16 protein-coding genes are annotated in these 17,445 nt (G+C 61.0%); 9 read left to right on the top strand and 7 right to left on the bottom strand.

From position 1 onward, the window contains the following. Positions 1–4 precede the first annotated feature (4 nt). Both WNY61_RS13830 and WNY61_RS13825 read right to left on the bottom strand, forming a co-directional pair. Positions 5–2,878, bottom strand: a complete 2,874-nt coding sequence (locus WNY61_RS13830; RefSeq protein WP_342851999.1) for a [protein-PII] uridylyltransferase — start codon at positions 2,876–2,878, stop codon at positions 5–7. Then, positions 2,787–3,968, bottom strand: coding sequence for a penicillin-binding protein activator (locus tag WNY61_RS13825; protein WP_342851998.1), 1,182 nt, complete (start codon positions 3,966–3,968; stop codon positions 2,787–2,789). The genes WNY61_RS13830 and WNY61_RS13825 overlap by 92 nt, the downstream gene beginning before the upstream one ends. Positions 3,969–4,055: 87 nt before the next feature. Between WNY61_RS13825 and rsmI the strand changes: the two genes are divergently transcribed. The 4 genes from rsmI to WNY61_RS13805 all read left to right on the top strand — a co-directional run bounded on the left by rsmI (position 4,056) and on the right by WNY61_RS13805 (position 7,292). Then, entirely contained in the window at positions 4,056–4,913 is an 858-nt protein-coding gene (rsmI, locus tag WNY61_RS13820) for a 16S rRNA (cytidine(1402)-2'-O)-methyltransferase (RefSeq protein ID WP_342851997.1), read from the top strand. Between the two features lie 78 nt (positions 4,914–4,991). Then, on the top strand, positions 4,992–5,336 hold the full coding sequence (locus WNY61_RS13815) for a YraN family protein (protein WP_243254282.1): 345 nt from the start codon (positions 4,992–4,994) through the stop codon (positions 5,334–5,336). 106 nt (positions 5,337–5,442) lie between these two features. After that, positions 5,443–6,378 carry a glutathione synthase gene (gene gshB / locus WNY61_RS13810; RefSeq protein WP_007117995.1) on the top strand — a complete coding sequence of 312 codons (936 nt, stop codon included), beginning with the start codon at positions 5,443–5,445 and terminating at the stop codon, positions 6,376–6,378. Between the two features lie 131 nt (positions 6,379–6,509). Further along, on the top strand, positions 6,510–7,292 hold the full coding sequence (locus WNY61_RS13805; protein WP_342851996.1) for an alpha/beta hydrolase: 783 nt from the start codon (positions 6,510–6,512) through the stop codon (positions 7,290–7,292). Here the strand turns inward: WNY61_RS13805 and WNY61_RS13800 are convergent. The 4 genes from WNY61_RS13800 to cobU form a co-directional block, all read right to left on the bottom strand. Next, entirely contained in the window at positions 7,255–8,772 is a 1,518-nt protein-coding gene (locus WNY61_RS13800; RefSeq protein WP_342851995.1) for a YifB family Mg chelatase-like AAA ATPase, read from the bottom strand. The genes WNY61_RS13805 and WNY61_RS13800 overlap by 38 nt on opposite strands. 68 nt (positions 8,773–8,840) lie before the next feature. Next, on the bottom strand, positions 8,841–9,524 hold the full coding sequence (locus tag WNY61_RS13795) for a glutathione S-transferase (RefSeq protein WP_342851994.1): 684 nt from the start codon (positions 9,522–9,524) through the stop codon (positions 8,841–8,843). 57 nt (positions 9,525–9,581) lie between these two features. Continuing rightward, the gene (locus WNY61_RS13790) at positions 9,582–10,163 is read right to left on the bottom strand and encodes a histidine phosphatase family protein (protein ID WP_342851993.1); all 582 of its coding nucleotides are present in this window, start codon (positions 10,161–10,163) and stop codon (positions 9,582–9,584) included. Further along, positions 10,160–10,681: a bifunctional adenosylcobinamide kinase/adenosylcobinamide-phosphate guanylyltransferase gene (gene cobU, locus WNY61_RS13785; RefSeq protein WP_342851992.1), complete on the bottom strand. Its 522-nt coding sequence runs from the start codon at positions 10,679–10,681 to the stop codon at positions 10,160–10,162. Before cobU ends, WNY61_RS13790 begins: the two co-directional genes overlap by 4 nt. Before the next feature lie 96 nt (positions 10,682–10,777). Between cobU and WNY61_RS13780 the strand changes: the two genes are divergently transcribed. The 5 genes from WNY61_RS13780 to WNY61_RS13760 all read left to right on the top strand — a co-directional run bounded on the left by WNY61_RS13780 (position 10,778) and on the right by WNY61_RS13760 (position 16,484). Further along, a complete protein-coding gene (locus WNY61_RS13780; RefSeq protein ID WP_007117989.1) occupies positions 10,778–11,656 on the top strand; it encodes an RNA polymerase factor sigma-32 in 879 nt (292 codons plus the stop codon). A gap of 81 nt (positions 11,657–11,737) precedes the next feature. Further along, positions 11,738–12,931 (top strand): bifunctional phosphopantothenoylcysteine decarboxylase/phosphopantothenate--cysteine ligase CoaBC, encoded by a 1,194-nt coding sequence (gene coaBC, locus WNY61_RS13775; protein ID WP_342851991.1) that lies wholly within the window; start codon positions 11,738–11,740, stop codon positions 12,929–12,931. Between the two features lie 9 nt (positions 12,932–12,940). Next, positions 12,941–13,393, top strand: a complete 453-nt coding sequence (dut, locus tag WNY61_RS13770; RefSeq protein ID WP_342851990.1) for a dUTP diphosphatase — start codon at positions 12,941–12,943, stop codon at positions 13,391–13,393. Then, complete coding sequence (gene moeB / locus WNY61_RS13765) at positions 13,393–14,424, top strand: molybdopterin-synthase adenylyltransferase MoeB (protein WP_342851989.1); 1,032 nt, start codon at positions 13,393–13,395, stop codon at positions 14,422–14,424. The genes dut and moeB overlap by 1 nt, the downstream gene beginning before the upstream one ends. Positions 14,425–14,471: 47 nt before the next feature. Then, positions 14,472–16,484, top strand: coding sequence for a M3 family metallopeptidase (locus WNY61_RS13760; RefSeq protein WP_342851988.1), 2,013 nt, complete (start codon positions 14,472–14,474; stop codon positions 16,482–16,484). Positions 16,485–16,505: 21 nt separating this feature from the next. On the opposite strand, the gene WNY61_RS13755 is transcribed toward WNY61_RS13760, so the two are convergent. Then, positions 16,506–17,444 (bottom strand): glyoxylate/hydroxypyruvate reductase A, encoded by a 939-nt coding sequence (locus WNY61_RS13755; protein WP_342851987.1) that lies wholly within the window; start codon positions 17,442–17,444, stop codon positions 16,506–16,508. Position 17,445: the final 1 nt, after the last annotated feature.

Here is a 17,445-nt window from a genome sequence, read left to right as displayed (position 1 = left end):
GAACCTAGCCCTCGGCCCGCTGTACCCCGGCGACAATCGCTTCGCGCAGACGTTTTTCCAAGGTCCGCTGTTTGGCTTCGGTATAATATTTCAGCCCGAACATGTCTTTGACGTAGAAGGTGTCGACCACCTGTTCGCCAAAGGTCGCGATTACGGCGTTGGCAATATAGACGTTTGAGCCAGCCAAGGTGCGGGTCAGATCATAAAGAAGGCCGGGCCGGTCGCGGGTATCGACTTCGATGATCGTATAAATCTCCGAGCCTTCGTTGTCGAAAGTGATATGGGTCGGCACCTTGAACGCACGTTCACGCTTTTTGACTTTGTCGCGGGATTTCAACGCATCGCGGGCGACGATCTCTCCCCGCAGGGTTTTTTCGATCGTGTCGCGCAGGCGGGGTAGGCGCGAGGCTTCATAGGCGTTGCCTTCGCTGTCTTGGATCCAAAAGGCATCGGTCACGAAACCGTCTTTGGTGGTATAGCTGCGTGCGTCGACGATATTGGCCCCGACCAGCGCCAATGCCCCTGCGAGCCGTGCAAAGATGCCCGGGTGATCCGCCATGACAAAGCTGGCGCGCGTGGCGCCACGGTCTTCGTCGGGGTGTAGATCAATGCGGATATCGTCATTACCGATGTCGCGCAGCAGTTCTGCAAAGGCGACATGAGCGGTGACGTGCAGACCCTGCCAATAGGGCGGGTAGTGGCGGGCTGTCTCTTGTTGCAAAAGCTTGCGCGGCCAGTCGGAGAGCGCGGCCCGCAAGGCTTTCTTGGCCTCTGCCCCCCGGTTCTCACGGTTGAGGTCTTCAAGCCCGGTTTCAAGTGCCCGTTCGGTCTGGCGGTAGAGTGCCCGGATCAGCACTGCTTTCCAGTTGTTCCACGTGTTCGGCCCGACGCCGCGAATGTCGCAGACCGTCAGCACATAAAGCAGGTCGAGCCGTTTGACCGTCTGCACCGCCTTGGCAAAGTCGCGCACCGTACGCGGATCGGCGATGTCACGTTTCTGGGCCATGTCGGACATCAGCAGGTGATAGCGCACCAGCCATTCCACGGTGTCGACCTCATCGCGTTTCAACCCCAGCCGTGGGCCGATGCGCCGCGCGAGTTTGGCCCCGATGATTGAGTGATCCTCAGGCCGCCCTTTGCCGATGTCATGCAGCAGCAGTGCGACGTAAAGCACCTTGCGATTGACCCCGCGTTTCAGGATCGACGAGGCGACGGGCAGTTCCTCTTCCAACTCGCCCTTTTCGATCCGAGCGAGGTTGGCAATGCATTGGATGATATGTTCGTCCACGGTGTAGGAGTGGTACATGTTGAACTGCATCATCGCCACGATGGGCTCAAACTCAGGGATGAAGGCGCCCAAGACGCCCAATTCATTCATCCGTCGCAGGGCGCGTTCGGGATTGCCGTGTTTGAGCAGCAGATCAAGGAAGATGCGCCGTGCTTCGGGGGTGCGGCGCATGTCGTCGTCGATCAGCGCAAGATTGGCTTTGATCAATCGCATGGCGTCGGGGTGGATCAACATCCCCGTGCGCAGCGCCTCTTCGAATATGCGCAGCAAGTTCAGCTTATCTTGCAAAAACTCTCGGTCGTCTTTCACGGCGATGCGGTTGTGTACCACCTGAAACCCTTCGCGCATCTTGGGACGGCGGCGAAAGATGCGCTCCAGCAGCGGTTCGGCCTTCATATGTGAGGCTTCCAAACCGCTGACGAAGATGCGGGTCAGATCGCCCACCGCCGTGGCATGGCGGAAATAGGCCTGCATGAAGATCTCGACGCCCCGGCGTCCGCCGATGTCCTGATAGCCCATCGTCTGTGCCACCTGCACCTGCATGTCAAAGGTTAGCTGTTCCGTCGCGCGACCGGCGAGCAGGTGAAGGTGCCCGCGCACCGACCAGAGAAACGCTTCGGCCTCGCGGAAGGTGTCATATTCATCGGCACGGAAAACACCCAGATCAACCAGATCGGCGACCCGGTCGACGTCGTGAATGAACTTGGCAATCCAGAACAGCGACTGCAGATCGCGCAGACCACCTTTGCCCTCTTTGACATTGGGCTCGACCACATAGCGCTCCCCTTGCTTCAGGTGGCGGTTGTCGCGCTCCTCCAGTTTGGCTTCGATAAAGTCTTTCCCCGCCCCGGAGAAGAGATCGCTTTTCAGCCGCTGTGAAAGCTCTTGGGCAAGGGTGATGTCGCCATCGATAAAACGGTTCTCTAAAAGTGCGGTCTGAATTGTATAGTCATCGGCGCCAAGGCGCAGACAGTCCTCAATCGTGCGCGTGGCATGGCCCACCTTCAGCTTCAGGTCCCACAGGATATAGAGCATCGATTCAATGACGCTCTCTGACCAAGCGGTTGCCTTGTAGGGAATTAAGAACAGTAGATCGACGTCCGAATGCGGCGCCATCTCGCCCCGACCATAGCCTCCCACGCCGATCATAGCGAGCCGTTCACCGTCGGTCGGGTTCGGGTTGGGATGCAGCACTTGCGTTGCGATCTGCAAAACGCAGCGCAGCAATTGGTCGGTGAGATAGGTATAGGAGGAGGTCATCGCCCGCGCGTCAAAAGGCGATTCAGCAAAACCCGCAGCAATGGCCTTGCGACCGGCTTGCTGCGCGTCTTGGATCAAGGGCACGATCTCAGCCCGCAAAGCGGCGCCTTCCAGCGTGCTGTCGAGTTGGGAAAGCGCTTGCCAGATGGCGGCATCGTCAAAGATTTGCTCGGGCGCGCAGATCAGGCGCGGGTGTCGACGAGCGCCTGATGTTGTTGTCGGTTTCGCTAAGTCCAACTCAGAAACCAGCCCCGCCAAAACCACGTGGCGCCGGGTCCAAGACGACGACGCGGCTGTTGCGGATGGTGGCCACGGACAGTGCGCGTTCATTGGTCCCGTCGCGGCGCAGGCGGAAGATGCCGCTGGCCCCTTGGAAGCCCGCCCCTTGGGTCAGCGCCGCGCCGGTGAGCGCATTGGACTTGCCGCCCTTTACCAACGACCCAATCGCCGCGATCCCGTCAAACGCCAGCCCGGCCAGCGGGTGTGGCTCGCTGCCATATGCGGCTTTGTAGCGGTTGGAGAAAGCGCCGGTTGCTGTTGTATCAGGAAGGGCAAACCAACCGCCCTGCACGCCGGGAAGGGCCAGTGTTTGCTGCGGAATATCCCATCGGGTCAGACCCAGATATTGTGTGGTTGCAGACTGAATGCCCGCCTCGGGAAGAAGCTCTGCAAAAAGCGGCAGGGCACTGGCCGAAGAGGTGGTGAGGAACAGCGCATTCGCACCGCTGCCTTCAATTGCTGCTTTGACCCGCGGCACAGCTGCCACAACCGACTCTTGGCTTAGCGCATAGTCGACGGTGCCCGCCAGTGTCGCGCCATTGGCGCTGATCGCTTGCACGATCGCATCGCGGCCCAGCTGGCCGGCAAGGTCTTGGCCATGCAGCACAACCACTTTGTCTTTGCCATTGCGTTTGGCAAAGCTCACCAAACGGTTTGCGGTGTTGGCAAAGGTCGGGCCAAGCACGAAGACGTTGCCGCCTGCAATAGTCGGGTTATTCGAGAAAGAGATTACATTAACGCCTGAGGAGGCCACGGCCACGCCAGCGGCGTTGGCCGCCTCACCGTAGACCGGTCCGAGGATGATCTTAGCCCCTTCATTCACTGCCTGCGCGGCAACGGAGGCTGCTTTGCTGGCATTGCCAGCGGTGCCATAAACCCGCAGGTCAATCTGGACGCCACCCAGATCACGCATGGCAAGACGCGCTGCATTCTCAAGGTTTTTGGCCAGCAACTCATCACTAGCAGAGCCGCCACGCGGCACCAAAAGCGCCACAGGAACAGGCGCAGAGGTGTCAATGCTCGGGCCGCCAGAATTGGCGCCGCCGATGGCAACGGGCTGACACGCCGCCAGAATGACCGCGAAGAGTGGCAGCAAAAGCAGCTGCATCTTCTTGCGGAAGGCTCGGAAACAGGCAATCATTTGTATTCACTCCCCGGTGGTGGCAAGACGACGAAGGTCGCCGGAACATGGCCGCGATCATAGTCACTGCGAAAGGCGGGTCCAGCGTTGAAATTCATCAAGACAGATCTAGCCCCGGGACTTTACTTTGTGGGTGTCCCAATCGGAACGGCGCGCGACATTACGCTGCGCGCGCTTGACACACTTGCCGCGGCAGATGTGCTCGCGGCAGAAGATACCCGCAGCCTGCGTCGGCTTATGGAGATCCACGGTGTCCCGCTTGCCGGGCGAAAGGTGATCGCCCTGCACGACCACAGCGGCACATCCGTGCAAGAGCGGCTTATCGCGGCAATCCGAGAGGGTAAATCGGTCGCCTACGCGTCTGAGGCGGGGATGCCACTGATCGCCGACCCGGGCTTTGAACTGAGCCGTGCGGCCGCCGCAGCCGGGGTGATGCTGACCTGCGCTCCGGGCCCGTCCGCCGTGTTGACTGCGCTGGCGCTGGGCGGTTTGCCCACAGACGCTTTTTTCTTTGCGGGTTTCCTGCCCAATAGCAAATCCGCGCGTATTGCCGCGTTGGAAAAATTGCGCGATGTGCCGGGAACGCTGGTATTTTACGAATCGCCAAAACGGCTGGGGGCAATGCTTCGGGATGCTGCGACCGCGCTGGGCGCAGAGCGACAGGCGGCAATGTGCCGGGAATTGACCAAGAAGTTTGAAGAAGTTCAGCGCGATACGCTCGAAAACCTCGCAGAGGTCTATCAGGCGCAAGCGCCAAAGGGCGAAGTGGTCGTGCTAATCGATCGGGGACGTTCAGATTCTATTAAACAAGTTGACCTAGAAACTGATTTGCAACGGGCGCTTAAGGAACTGTCGATGCGCGACGCTGTCGATTTGGTGGCGCAGGCTCATGGTCTGCCCCGTCGACAGGTCTATCAGGCAGCACTGGCGCTCGGCAAAGAGTAGGCATTTGTCGGAGCAGTAAATATGGCGCAGGGTGATACAGTTACGGCACGATCTGCGGCTAAACGCCAGCGGGGGCGCATGGCCTACCATGCCGGGATCGCCGCCGAGAATAGGATCGCGCAAGATTACGAAAGACGCGGATTTGCTATCGCGCGCCGCCGCTGGCGTGGCCGCGCTGGAGAGATCGATCTCATTCTTCGTGATGGGGCTGCCCTGATTTTTGTCGAAGTAAAGCAAAGCCGGAGCTTCGCGCGTGCAGCAGAAAGCCTCTCATCGCGACAGATGCAGCGTATTTACCGATCTGCCGAAGAATTTCTTGCTGGCGAACCCGCAGGCAGCCTGACCGAAGTGCGGTTTGATGTGGCACTTGTCGACGGGCAGGGCGCGACGGAAATCATCGAAAACGCCTTTGGCCATGGCTGACCCATTGCGCATAGGCCCCTGCTGCGCCATCTAGGAAACGATCCCTCAAGCCTGCACCGTCGGTCTGGGTCGGGTCACGACCAAGGTAAGCAGCAGGGAGACTCCGATGAAGATCGCCTTTCAAATGGACCCGATCGGGGACGTGAATATCAATGCCGACAGCAGCTTTCGACTGGCTGAAGAGGCGCAGGCGCGCGGGCATGAACTGTTTTTCTACACGCCCGACCACTTAGCTTACCAAGAGGGGCGGATCACGGCACGGGGGTATGACTTCACCGTAAAGCGCGTGCAGGGGGATCACGCCCAGTTCGGGGAGGAACGAGAGGTCGATTTGGCAGATTTCGACGTGGTGTGGTTGCGCCAAGACCCGCCGTTCGACATGCATTACATCACTTCTACACATTTGCTGGATCGGTTGAAAGAAACCACCTTGGTGGTCAACGATCCCTTCTGGGTGCGCAATTATCCTGAAAAACTCATGGTTCTCGATTTTCCAGATTTGACGCCGCCCACGACGATTGCGCGCGACCTCTCTACGATCAAGGCGTTCAAGGCCAAACATGGCGATGTTATTCTTAAACCGCTTTACGGCAATGGCGGCGCTGGCGTGTTCCGGCTTGATGCCAATGACCGCAATCTCACCTCACTGCATGAGTTGTTCACAGGGTTCTCGCGAGAGCCGTTGATCGTTCAAAAATTCTTGCCTGCCGTGTCAAAGGGCGACAAGAGGGTTATCCTTGTGGATGGTGAAGCCGTGGGCGCAATCAACCGCGTTCCGGCAGAAGGTGAGACACGGTCGAATATGCATGTCGGTGGGCGGCCCGAAAAGGTCGGTCTGACCGAGCGCGATCTTGAAATCTGCGCGGCCATTGGCCCATTGTTGAAAGAGAAAGGTCAGATTTTCGTCGGCATTGACGTGATCGGTGACTATCTGACCGAAATCAACGTGACCTCGCCTACCGGCATACAGGAATTGGAACGGTTTGACGGCGTGAACATCGCTGGCAAAATCTGGGAGGCAATCGAGGCCCGCCGCGGGTGAGCCTGCGTCAGCACCTGTTGAACCGCTGCCTCCGCCTGACTGAAAAACCGCTTTTGGCGTGGGGAAACCCGCAGCTTTTGAGGGCTACGATGGAGATGCAAGCTCGGCTCTTTTTTAGAGGGCCGCGCGGTGTGCGCTCAGACTGGTGTGATTTGCCGGGGGCGGGGGCTGCGCTTTGGCTTACGCCCAAGCACCTTTGTAAAACCCGCGTTATCCTTTACATCCATGGCGGTGGTTTTGCCTTTGGCAGTCCAGAGACCCACCGCGCTATGGTCGCGCGGTTGGCCCTATTGACCGGTGCGCGGGCGGTTCTGCCGCGCTATGACCGGGTGCCGGAGGCGGCGTTCCCTAAGCCGGCGCAAGACGTTCGGGCCGCTTGGGACGCGCTGCGACAGACGGGCATTTTAGCACAGGATATCGTGATAGGCGGCGATAGCGCCGGAGGCGCCTTAGTCTTTGACCTATTGGCGCAGCTATGTCGTGAAGGGGCGGCATTGCCTGCAGGTGTGTTTGGGTTGTCGCCGCTGTTGGATATGACCTTTTCCGGTAGCAGTTTCGCTGAAAATACGAAATGCGATGTGCTCTTGCCCGCGGCACGCGCGGCTGAGATGGCGGACCTGTATCTTCAAGGTCAGAGCGCCAGACATCCGCGCGCAAGCCCAATTTTCGCTGATTTTGAAGGTGCCCCGCCAATCTGGCTTACTGTGAGCGACAGCGAAATCCTGCGTGATGATAGCCGCCGTTTCGCCGCGCGGTTGCGCGATGCGGGCGTGGCCGTCACTTTTGAAGAAGCCCATGACCTGCCGCATGTTTGGCCGCTTTTCCAGAACCATCTGCCCGAAGCGCGGGCGACTCTTAGCGCCCTTGCTAACTGGATCAACGCCCTGCCGCCGGGTCAGGCAGGCGAAAGCTGATCGCTTCGGCCATTTGCGGGCGGCGCACTTCGGCTGCGCCCTCCAAATCGGCGATGGTGCGCGCCACGCGCATCACCCGGTGATAGCCACGCGCAGAAAGACGAAAGCGTTCTGCCGCACGGATCAGTAGGTCGCGCGCCTCTGCGTCCGGGCTGACGACAGTTTCAAGCAGCTCACCCGCCGCATCGGCATTGGCCGACATCCCGTCATGCCCTGCATAGCGTGTCAGCTGTAATGTTCGGGCAGCGGCGACCCTTGCGGCCACCTCGACAGAACCTTCGCTGCTGGGTGGCAGGTTGAGATCGGTATAGCTAACCGGAGGCACATCAACGCGCAGATCGAAACGGTCCATTAGCGGGCCAGAGATGCGACCTATGTAGTCTTCTCCGCAGGCCGGAACGCGGGCGCAAGCGCGGGCTGGATCAGGTAGATAGCCGCATTTGCAAGGGTTCGCCGCAGCGACCAGCATAAACCGGCAGGGGTATTTCACATGGGCATTCGCGCGCGCGATCATCACCTCGCCGGTCTCAATCGGCTGGCGCAGGGTTTCGAGAACTGTGCGGTTGAACTCAGGAAATTCATCCATGAAAAGCACGCCATTATGCGCAAGGGATGCTTCTCCTGGCCGCGCTTGGCGCCCGCCGCCGATGATCGCGGCCATGGAAGCCGTGTGATGCGGCTCGCGAAAGGGGCGGCTGCGGGAAATGCCGCCTTCGTCGAGCAGTCCAGCGAGGGAGTGGATCATCGAGGTCTCAAGCGCCTCGGTCGCAGTGAGCGGGGGAAGGATGCCGGGCAGCCGGGCGGCCAGCATGGATTTGCCTGAGCCGGGCGTGCCGACCAACATCAGGTGATGCCTGCCCGCTGCCGCGATTTCCAAGGCGCGTTTGGCGCGTTCTTGGCCTTTGACTTCGCGCAGATCGCGGCCCGCTGCGTTGAGAGGCACCTCACCCGGCTCTGCGGGATTAATCGGTACTTGGCCTGTATAGTGGCGCACCACATCGCCTAAGGTGGCGGCGGCAATGACCTGCGTTTTGCCGACCCAAGCGGCTTCTGCCCCCGAGCCCGCGGGGCAAAGAAGGCTGCGGTCGTGGGTGGCGGCGGCCATGGCGGCGGGCAGGGCGCCGACCACCGGCATGAGTGTTCCGTCGAGTGAAAGCTCCCCCAAGGCCACGACATTTTGCGTGATGTCCTCCGGCAGGATGTCGAGCGCCGACAGAAGTGCCAGTGCGATGGGCAGATCGAAATGGCTGCCTTCTTTTGGCAGGTCCGCCGGGGAAAGGTTTACGGTGATGCGTTTCGACGGCAGCGCAATGGCCATGGCGCTAAGGGCCGTCCGCACCCGGTCGCGTGCTTCGGACACTGCCTTGTCCGCCAGTCCGACGATGGAAAAGCCGGGCAAGCCCGCCGTGACCGCGCATTGCACCTCGACAATACGCGCCTCGACCCCCTGAAATGCGACCGTATAGGCCCGCGACACCATCGCCCATTCTCCCGCCTTGCTATGGTTAATCGGTAGGCAAGGCGGGTTTAGGAATGGTTAACGTTGCCCTAGTTGGCTGGCCAGTCGCGCTTGGGCAGGCCCAGCTCATAGGGGAAAGGAGCATAGATCGTCTCAAGCCCTGCGGCGCGCCATGCCTTGAAGGCCGGATCATTGATGGTGGCCTCGCAATATGCCCGCGCCTCGGTTGAAACAGGCAAGTCATAGCCAATGATTCGTGCAGCGACCGGCGCATAGAAAACATCGGCGAGGGAATAGGCCCCAAAAAGCCACGGCCCCGCACTGCGCGGCTGGCTGCGGGCATGACGCCACAACTCTTCGATGCGTTCTAAATCTTTTCGGGTTTCGGCATCTGGATCGAACCCGTCCCACACATGTTGCAACTGCATTGGACAGGCGCCGCGCAGCGCGCCGAAGCCGGAAGCCATCGCGGCGCATAACCAGCGAGCGGTTGCGCGGGCGGCAGGATCGGTGGGCCAGAGCCCGGCCTCGGGGTGCCGTTCGGCCAATGTTTCTGCCATGGCGAGGCTTTCGCCCACGACAGTTCCATCGGGCAGGCGTAGGGCAGGTACCAGCCGCGCCGGGGCGAGATGCGCAAGATCTTCGGCCATGGTGCCGTTGTAGAGCCCCACGAGATGTGCGCGGTAAGGAAGATCAAACTTCTCAAGCATTAACCAGCCCCGGAGGGACCAGCTGGAGAAGGTACGATCGCCGATATAAAGATCATATGTCATAGGCGAAATTAGGCAGAAGACGGCAGCCAAGCAAAGCCCTTTATGCGGCAGAGGGTGCTAGGGCGTGCGATTAATTTCGTTGATCCGCCAAGTGCCGCTTTCATGCGCCAAATGTGTAACCGATAGATTGTCGATCTTATGGGCCATCGCCTCCAGCGGGCCGCCGCCTTGGGCCTGTTGGACTTGTGTCAGGATCACCCCGAAATGCGCCACGGCGATTACATGCGCTTGCGGGTGCGCTTCGTTGATCCGCGCCACAACCCTATCAACCCGCGCTTTGGTCTGGTTCCAGCTCTCGCCGCCGGGCGCCACCACATCGCCGGGCGTTTCCCAATAGGCACGGCTGAGATCTGGATCGCGCGCGGCAACGTCGGAAAAATGCATCCCGTCCCATGCGCCGAAATGCAATTCGCGCAGATCGGGATCATGGGGCAGGCGGCGGCGGGTTGGCAGGGCCAGAGCATCAGCAGTATGCACCGCGCGGATCAGATCAGAGGAGATCAGAAGCGCGTCATCAGGCAGATGTAGGTTCAGCCGTGCCAAACGTGGTGCATCGGAAAGGTCGGCGGGCACATCGCGCCAGCCGACGAAGTTCTTTTCGTGTGTTGGGCCGTGGCGCACCCAGTGCCATGTGGTCATGGCATTTCGCCTTTCAGCAGTTGGGGCAGGCCGACAACAACCTGCACCACGGTTTCCGCCTCGGCGGCCAGAGCGATGTTCAGCCGTCCCTGCGCCTCGCGGAATTGGCGCGCCATAGCGTTGTCGGGCACGATGCCCTGACCGACTTCGTTTGACACAATAATCCACTGCGCCGCACAGCCGCGCAGGGCGTCCAAAAGCGCCGCCTGCGCCCCGGCCAAATCGCTACCTTCCATCAAATGATTGCTCAGCCACATGGTCGCGCAATCGATCAGCACGATTTCGCCAGCGGGCAATTTTGACAAAGGCGCAGACAAATCTAGCGGGCATTCGACGGTGCGCCACCCAGCATCGCGTCTCGCTTGATGTTTGTTCACACGTTCTTGAACTTCATCGTCCCAAATCCGCCCGGTAGCAAGGTAAGTCTTTGGCATCCCACTGGAATTTACGAGCGCTTCCGCCCATTCCGACTTGCCTGAGGCTGCCCCGCCTAGGGCAAAGGTATTTCTTGGCAACATCTTCTCACCAAATATTTGAACCAATTGGCATAGCTCTGCGTATCTCTCTCAACGGCGCATAACAAGCCGAGCCACGCTTCAAGGGGGATATCCTAGATGTCATTGCAGACCGCACGCGAATTTTCACTCACCCGCACCGCTATGAAGGCAGAGTTGCTCGACGCCGATACCGAATTGAAACTGGCCTATGCGTGGCGTGATCAACGAGACGAGGCAGCGCTGCACCGTTTGATCACCGCCTACATGCGTTTGGCGATTTCCATGGCCGGCAAGTTCAAGCGCTACGGCGCACCGATGAACGATCTGATCCAAGAGGCCGGTTTGGGCCTCATGAAAGCCGCCGATAAGTTTGACCCCGATCGCGGGGTGCGGTTCTCGACCTATGCGGTTTGGTGGATCAAAGCGAGCATTCAGGACCATGTAATGCGTAACTGGTCGATGGTGCGTACCGGGTCCACGTCTTCGCAGAAATCCCTGTTTTTCAACATGCGTCGGGTACAGGCCCGTCTGGAGCGCGAAGCCTCTGCAGTGGGTGAGACACTCGATAAGCACCAGCTGCGCCAGATGATCTCGACCGAGATTGGTGTGCCATTGCATGACGTTGAAATGATGGAAGGCCGTCTTTCCGGCTCTGATTATTCGCTTAACGCCACACAGTCTGCCGAAGACGAGGGCCGTGAGTGGATCGAAGCGCTGGCCGATGAAAGCGCCCAAGCTGCCGAGCGGGTGGAGGAGCAGCATGATACTGCTCAACTGCGCAATTGGCTGCTGACGGCGATGCAGGGGCTTTCGGATCGTGAGCAGTTCATCGTTCGCGAACGCAAATTGCGTGATCCATCGCGCACATTGGAAAGCCTTGGCGATGAGCTGAGCCTTAGCAAAGAGCGGGTTCGCCAGCTTGAGGCCGCAGCCTTCGGCAAGATGCGCAAGTCGCTTGAGATGCAATCGCGTGAGGTCTTTGCTTTCTTGGCCTAACCAATAGCACCAATACCCGCTGGGGCTGGCAGATTTCTGCGGCCCGGATTAAGGTCTCCCGAATGCAATCGGGGGGCCTTTATGCTGTCGGGCAAACATATTCTGCTGATTATCGGGGGCGGTATCGCCGCCTATAAGTCCCTCGATCTGATCCGCCGCCTGCGAGAGCGCGGCGCGCGCGTGACCCCGGTGCTCACCCGCGCGGGCGAGGAATTTGTAACCCCACTTTCCGTATCCGCGCTGACCGGCGTGAAGGTGTTCCGCGATCTCTTTGATCTCGGCGATGAAGCTGAGATGGGCCATATCCAACTGAGCCGCGCTGCCGATTTGCTGGTGGTGGCCCCGGCCACTGCCGATCTGATGGCGAAGATGGCGCAGGGGGCGGCGAATGATCTGGCCTCCACGCTTCTTCTTGCCACCGACACGCCCGTTCTGCTTGCGCCCGCGATGAATGTACGCATGTGGCAGCACCCCGCGACACAGCGCAACATCGCCACGCTGCGCGGCGATGGCATTGCGATGGTCGGCCCCAACGACGGCGACATGGCCTGCGGTGAATTCGGACCGGGGCGCATGGCAGAGCCGCTTGAGATTGTTGCCGCTGCAGAGGCGCAGCTTGGCGAGGGGCCGCTTAAGGGCAAACGCATTCTGGTGACCTCTGGTCCGACCCATGAACCGATTGACCCGGTGCGCTACATCGCCAACCGCTCTTCCGGCGCGCAGGGCACAGCAATTGCACGGGCGCTGGCGGCGATGGGGGCCGAGGTGGTCTTTGTTACCGGTCCCGCCGACGTGCCTCCGCCGTACGGGGTCGAAGTGGTGGCAGTCCAGACCGCCAAGGAAATGCTGGCGGCGGTCGAGCAAGCGTTGCCTGCCGACGCCGGTGTCTTTGCAGCGGCAGTGGCCGACTGGCATGTTGAAGGGGCCGGGGACCGCAAGCTGAAGAAATCTAAAGACGGTTTGCCGACGCTCTCTTTCGCCGAAAATCCCGATATCCTCAAAACCATCAGCCAGCGCAGCGAGGGCCGTCCTAGACTTGTGGTCGGCTTCGCCGCTGAGACCAACGACGTGCTGGCCCATGCCACAGCCAAACGCGCGCGCAAGGGCTGCGACTGGATCGTGGCCAATGATGTCTCTCCCGTCACTGGAATCATGGGCGGCAGCGAGAATGCAGTGACCCTGATCACCGAAGACGCCACCGAAGAATGGCCGCGCATGAGCAAAGACGCCGTGGCCACCCGGCTTGCGACCCGCATCGCCGCCGCGCTGGCCTGAGGAGGCACTATGACCACAATCAAACTCCGCTGGGCCGAGAGCACGGACCAAACCTTGCCGCTGCCCGCCTATGAAAGTGCTGGTGCTGCGGGGGCCGACCTGCGCGCCAACCTGCCCGAGGGCGCAGTCACGCTAGCGCCCGGTGCGCGGGCGCTGATCTCCACCGGCCTGCATATGGCGATCCCGCATGGGTTTGAGGTACAGGTTCGCCCCCGCTCTGGGCTGGCGCTGAAACATGGGCTCACGCTGATCAACAGCCCTGGGACCATCGACAGCGATTATCGCGGCGTGGTTGGGGTCATCCTCGGTAATACGGGCCAAGAGGCGTTTACGGTAGAACACGGCATGCGCATCGCACAGATGGTCGTGGCGCCCGTGGTGCAGGCGGGGTTTAATCTGGTCGATAGCCTCGATGACACGGCGCGCGGGGCGAGCGGTTTTGGCTCCACGGGGGCGACCTGATGCTGGCGGTTTTGATTATTGCCGCAGCGCTCTGGTTCGGCGGTGGGTTTCTCGGCCTGCCGCGCGGGCTGCGCGCGGGGCTGATTGCGGTGATGTATCTGGCGCTGGTGGGGCTGCATCTTGTCTTTCCGGATGATCACCCGCTGCGCCTTGCCACCGGCGGCAGCGCTGCCCCTTGGTTGCTTCTGGGGGGCTTTGTGATGCTGGTCGTGCTTTACCGGCAGGGGCTGAAAACTCTACGCGTGCGGGCCACACCGCCCGACGAGACCACGGCATCGGGCAGTTTCTCGGACAGTGAACTCAACCGCTACGCCCGCCACATCGTGCTGCGCGAAGTTGGCGGGGCCGGTCAAAAGGCGCTTAAAAATGCCAAGGTACTGGTTGTCGGCGCGGGCGGGCTTGGTGCACCTGCGCTGCAATATCTTGCGGCGGCGGGGGTTGGCACCATCGGGGTGATCGATGATGACGAAGTGGAAAACGCCAACCTGCAACGGCAGGTGATCCACAAGGACGCGGCCATCGGCACGCCCAAGGTCTTCTCAGCCCAGGCTGAGATGCTGGCCCAAAACCCCCATATCACTGTGCGCCCCTACCACCGCCGTTTGACTGACGACATCGCCGCCGACCTGGTCGCTGACTATGATCTCGTGCTCGACGGCACTGACAATTTCGACGCCCGCTACCGCGTCAACGCCGCTTGTGTCGCGGCAGGCGTGCCATTGATCTCAGGCGCACTGAGCCAATGGGAAGGACAGCTTAGTGTCTTTGATCCGGAACGCGGCGCGCCCTGTTATCGCTGCATCTTCCCCGAAGCGCCGGCGGCGGGCCTTGCGCCGTCGTGCGCCGAGGCAGGTGTCATCGGTCCGCTGCCGGGTGTGATCGGCACGATGATGGCGCTAGAGGCGGTCAAGCTGATCACCGGGGCAGGCAGCGTGCTGCGCGGTCAGATGATGATCTATGACGGGCTTTATGGTGAGAACCGCCAGATCAAGATTACCCGGCGCGGGGGCTGCGAAACCTGCGGCGGGTGATTGCAAGTCTTCCTGCCCGGCCCCATCTTGGGGCAAAGGAGACTTTCATGACAAATCCGCTGCTCGCCGAGTGGGACACGCCATTTGGCATCGCCCCCTTCGACCGTATTTCCGACGACGATTTCGCCCCCGCCCTGCAGGAGGCGCTGGCCGCCCACCGCGCCGAGATCGACGCCATTGCCAGCACCTCCGACGCGCCCACCTTCGCCAATACGGTTGAGGCGCTAGAGGCCTCGGGCCAAGCGCTCGACAAGGTGCTGAGTGTGTTCTTCACCGTCGCAGGTGCCGATAGCAACCCGGCGCGCGAGGCTTTGCAGCGCGACTTCTCGCCCGAACTGGCAGCGCATCAATCTGCCATCTCCGGCAATGAGGCGCTGTTCGCGCGGATCGCGGCGGTCTGGGAGGCGCGAGACAAGCTGGACCTGACCGGAGAACAGGCGCGGGTCTTGATGCTGTCCCACCGTGGTTTCGTTCGCGCCGGTGCGGCACTGGCGGGCGATGCGGCCAAGCGGATGAAAGAGATCAAGGCGCGACTTGCGGTATTGGGCACGCAGTTCACCCAGAACCTGCTGGCCGATGAGCGCGCATGGTTCATGCCGCTGGAGGAGGGCGACCTCACCGGCCTGCCGGACTTTGTGATCGACACAGCCCGCGCGGCGGGGGAGGAAAAGGGCGCAGATGGCCCGGTGGTCACGCTCTCCCGCTCGCTAATTGTGCCTTTCCTACAGTTCTCTGACCGGCGTGATCTGCGCGAGAAGGCGTTTCGCGCTTGGGAGGCGCGCGGGGCCAACGGTGGTGAGACCGACAACCGCGCCATTGCGGCTGAGACCTTGGCGCTGCGCGAAGAACGCGCGGCCTTGCTCGGCTACGACAATTTTGCGGCCTATAAGCTGGAAACGGAAATGGCCAAGACCCCAGCGGCAGTGCGCGATCTGCTGATGTCGGTCTGGAAGCCCGCCAAGGCGCAGGCAGACGCCGATGCGCAGGTCTTGACCGCGCTGATGCAAGACGACGGTGTGAACGGGCCGCTGGAGCCGTGGGACTGGCGCTACTACGCCGAGAAACGCCGCACAGCGGAGCATGATCTCGATGAGGCGGCGCTAAAACCCTATTTCCAGCTCGACCGGATGATCGACGCATCCTTCGACTGTGCCAACCGGCTTTTTGGTCTTGAGTTTGCACCGCTCGACGTGCCGCTCTACCACCCCGATTGCCGGGCGTGGGAGGTGACGCGCGAGGGCAAGCATGTGGCGGTTTTCATTGGAGATTATTTCGCGCGCGGCTCGAAACGCTCTGGCGCGTGGTGTTCGGCGATGCGGGCTCAGGCGAAGTTCCCGCAGGTGCAGGCACCGGTGGTCATTAACGTCTGCAACTTCGCCAAAGGCGATCCGGCGCTGCTGTCATATGACGACGCGCGGACGTTGTTCCACGAGTTCGGCCACGCGCTGCACCAGATGTTGTCGGACGTGACCTATGAAAGCGTCAGCGGCACCTCTGTCGCGCGCGACTTTGTTGAACTGCCAAGCCAGCTTTACGAGCATTGGCTAGACCAGCCTGAAGTGCTGGAAAAATTCGCCACCCACGCCCGCACGGGCGAGGCGATGCCGCGTGAGATGCTGGAGAAGGTGTTGGCCGCCGCGACATTCGACATGGGGTTCCAGACGGTGGAATATATCGCCTCGGCGCTGGTCGATCTGGAGTTTCACGACGGTGCGGCCCCGGCTGATCCGATGGCGCGACAGGCTGAGGTGCTCAGCAGCATCGGCATGCCTCAGGCGATCCGGATGCGCCACGCCACGCCGCAGTTCGCGCATGTGTTCGCCGGAGACGGCTATTCCAGCGCCTACTACAGCTACATGTGGTCTGAAGTGATGGACGCCGACGCTTTCGCCGCTTTCGAGGAAGCGGGTGGCGCTTTCGATACCGAGCGGGCTGAGGCGTTGGAAGCCCACATTCTCTCAACCGGCGGCAGCCGCGATCCAGCGGAACTTTACACGGCGTTCCGGGGGCGTTTGCCGGGGGTCGAAGCGCTGCTCAAAGGGCGTGGGTTGGCCGCCTAGGCCGATAGCCGAGGCCGGGGGTCAGTACCCCCGGTTGCGATCCACGACATGCAGCAGAGGCTCACCAGCCTCGCTGCGGCGGATGTTCTCGGCAATCACCTCCGAGGCCGTATCATTGCGCGTCGCGGCAGCAATATGCGGGGTCACGGTAACATGCGGATGCGCCCAATAGGGGTGGTCTTCGGGGAGCGGCTCTACCCGGAAGACATCAAGCGTCGCATGGGCGATCTGGCCGCTATCAAGCGCTGCAAGCAAGGCGTCATCGTCAATCAGCGGCCCGCGACCGGGGTTGATGATGAAAGCCCCCCTGGGCATCTGCGCCAGTGTCTCTGCATTCAGTACGTTTTGGGTGGCGGGGGTGTCGGGCATCAGCAGCACGGCGATCTCGGCGCTCTTTAGTGCCTCGGTCAAACCATCATCACCATGCAGGCAACGCACGCCTTCGACGGACTTTGCGCTTCGCGACCAGCCGCTGACGTTAAAGCCAAGCCCAACCAGCGCCTTGGCCACCGCCTGTCCAAGGGCGCCAAGCCCGAGGATCGCCACGCTGCGTTCGCGGGCGAGCGGTTGATCGCGCGGCACCCACTTGGCATCTTGGCGCGTGATGTCGATATCCAGCCCCAGATGATAGCGCAACACATGGCCCGTGACCCATTCCACCATGCCATGTGTCAGGCCGAAATCGACCATCCGGGTCAGGGGGATCTTGAGCGTCTCATTGCCGGTGATGTTCTCCACCCCGGCCCAGAGGTTTAGCACCGCTTTGGCGCGGGTGTAGGGCGTGAAATCCTGTAGGTCGCTATTCGGCGCATAGACAATGTAGTCAACATCTTCTGGTGGAAACTCGGTTGCGAGTTTGAATTCCCGCCCCGCCAGCGCGTTTGTGAGCGCCTTGTTCAGCGGCTTTTCATAGCCAGTCCAACGTTCGGCTTTGGCAGCGAAAAGAATATTGATCGTCATA

The organism is Sulfitobacter sp. AS92, from assembly GCF_038900015.1.
Lineage (GTDB): Bacteria > Pseudomonadota > Alphaproteobacteria > Rhodobacterales > Rhodobacteraceae > Sulfitobacter.
The sequence above is the reverse complement of the archived record's forward strand: the minus strand, read 5'-3'. Positions and strand labels throughout refer to the sequence as shown.

Coding starts and splice junctions, on each gene's coding strand:
- WNY61_RS13830 (WP_342851999.1), bottom strand. CDS start 2,878: ATGAACGCGCACTGTCCGTGGCCACCATCCGCAACAGCCGCGTCGTCG.
- WNY61_RS13825 (WP_342851998.1), bottom strand. CDS start 3,968: ATGATTGCCTGTTTCCGAGCCTTCCGCAAGAAGATGCAGCTGCTTTTG.
- WNY61_RS13815 (WP_243254282.1), top strand. CDS start 4,992: ATGGCCTACCATGCCGGGATCGCCGCCGAGAATAGGATCGCGCAAGAT.
- gshB (WP_007117995.1), top strand. CDS start 5,443: ATGAAGATCGCCTTTCAAATGGACCCGATCGGGGACGTGAATATCAAT.
- WNY61_RS13800 (WP_342851995.1), bottom strand. CDS start 8,772: ATGGTGTCGCGGGCCTATACGGTCGCATTTCAGGGGGTCGAGGCGCGT.
- WNY61_RS13795 (WP_342851994.1), bottom strand. CDS start 9,524: ATGACATATGATCTTTATATCGGCGATCGTACCTTCTCCAGCTGGTCC.
- WNY61_RS13790 (WP_342851993.1), bottom strand. CDS start 10,163: ATGACCACATGGCACTGGGTGCGCCACGGCCCAACACACGAAAAGAAC.
- cobU (WP_342851992.1), bottom strand. CDS start 10,681: ATGTTGCCAAGAAATACCTTTGCCCTAGGCGGGGCAGCCTCAGGCAAG.
- WNY61_RS13780 (WP_007117989.1), top strand. CDS start 10,778: ATGTCATTGCAGACCGCACGCGAATTTTCACTCACCCGCACCGCTATG.
- coaBC (WP_342851991.1), top strand. CDS start 11,738: ATGCTGTCGGGCAAACATATTCTGCTGATTATCGGGGGCGGTATCGCC.
- dut (WP_342851990.1), top strand. CDS start 12,941: ATGACCACAATCAAACTCCGCTGGGCCGAGAGCACGGACCAAACCTTG.
- moeB (WP_342851989.1), top strand. CDS start 13,393: ATGCTGGCGGTTTTGATTATTGCCGCAGCGCTCTGGTTCGGCGGTGGG.
- WNY61_RS13760 (WP_342851988.1), top strand. CDS start 14,472: ATGACAAATCCGCTGCTCGCCGAGTGGGACACGCCATTTGGCATCGCC.
- WNY61_RS13755 (WP_342851987.1), bottom strand. CDS start 17,444: ATGACGATCAATATTCTTTTCGCTGCCAAAGCCGAACGTTGGACTGGC.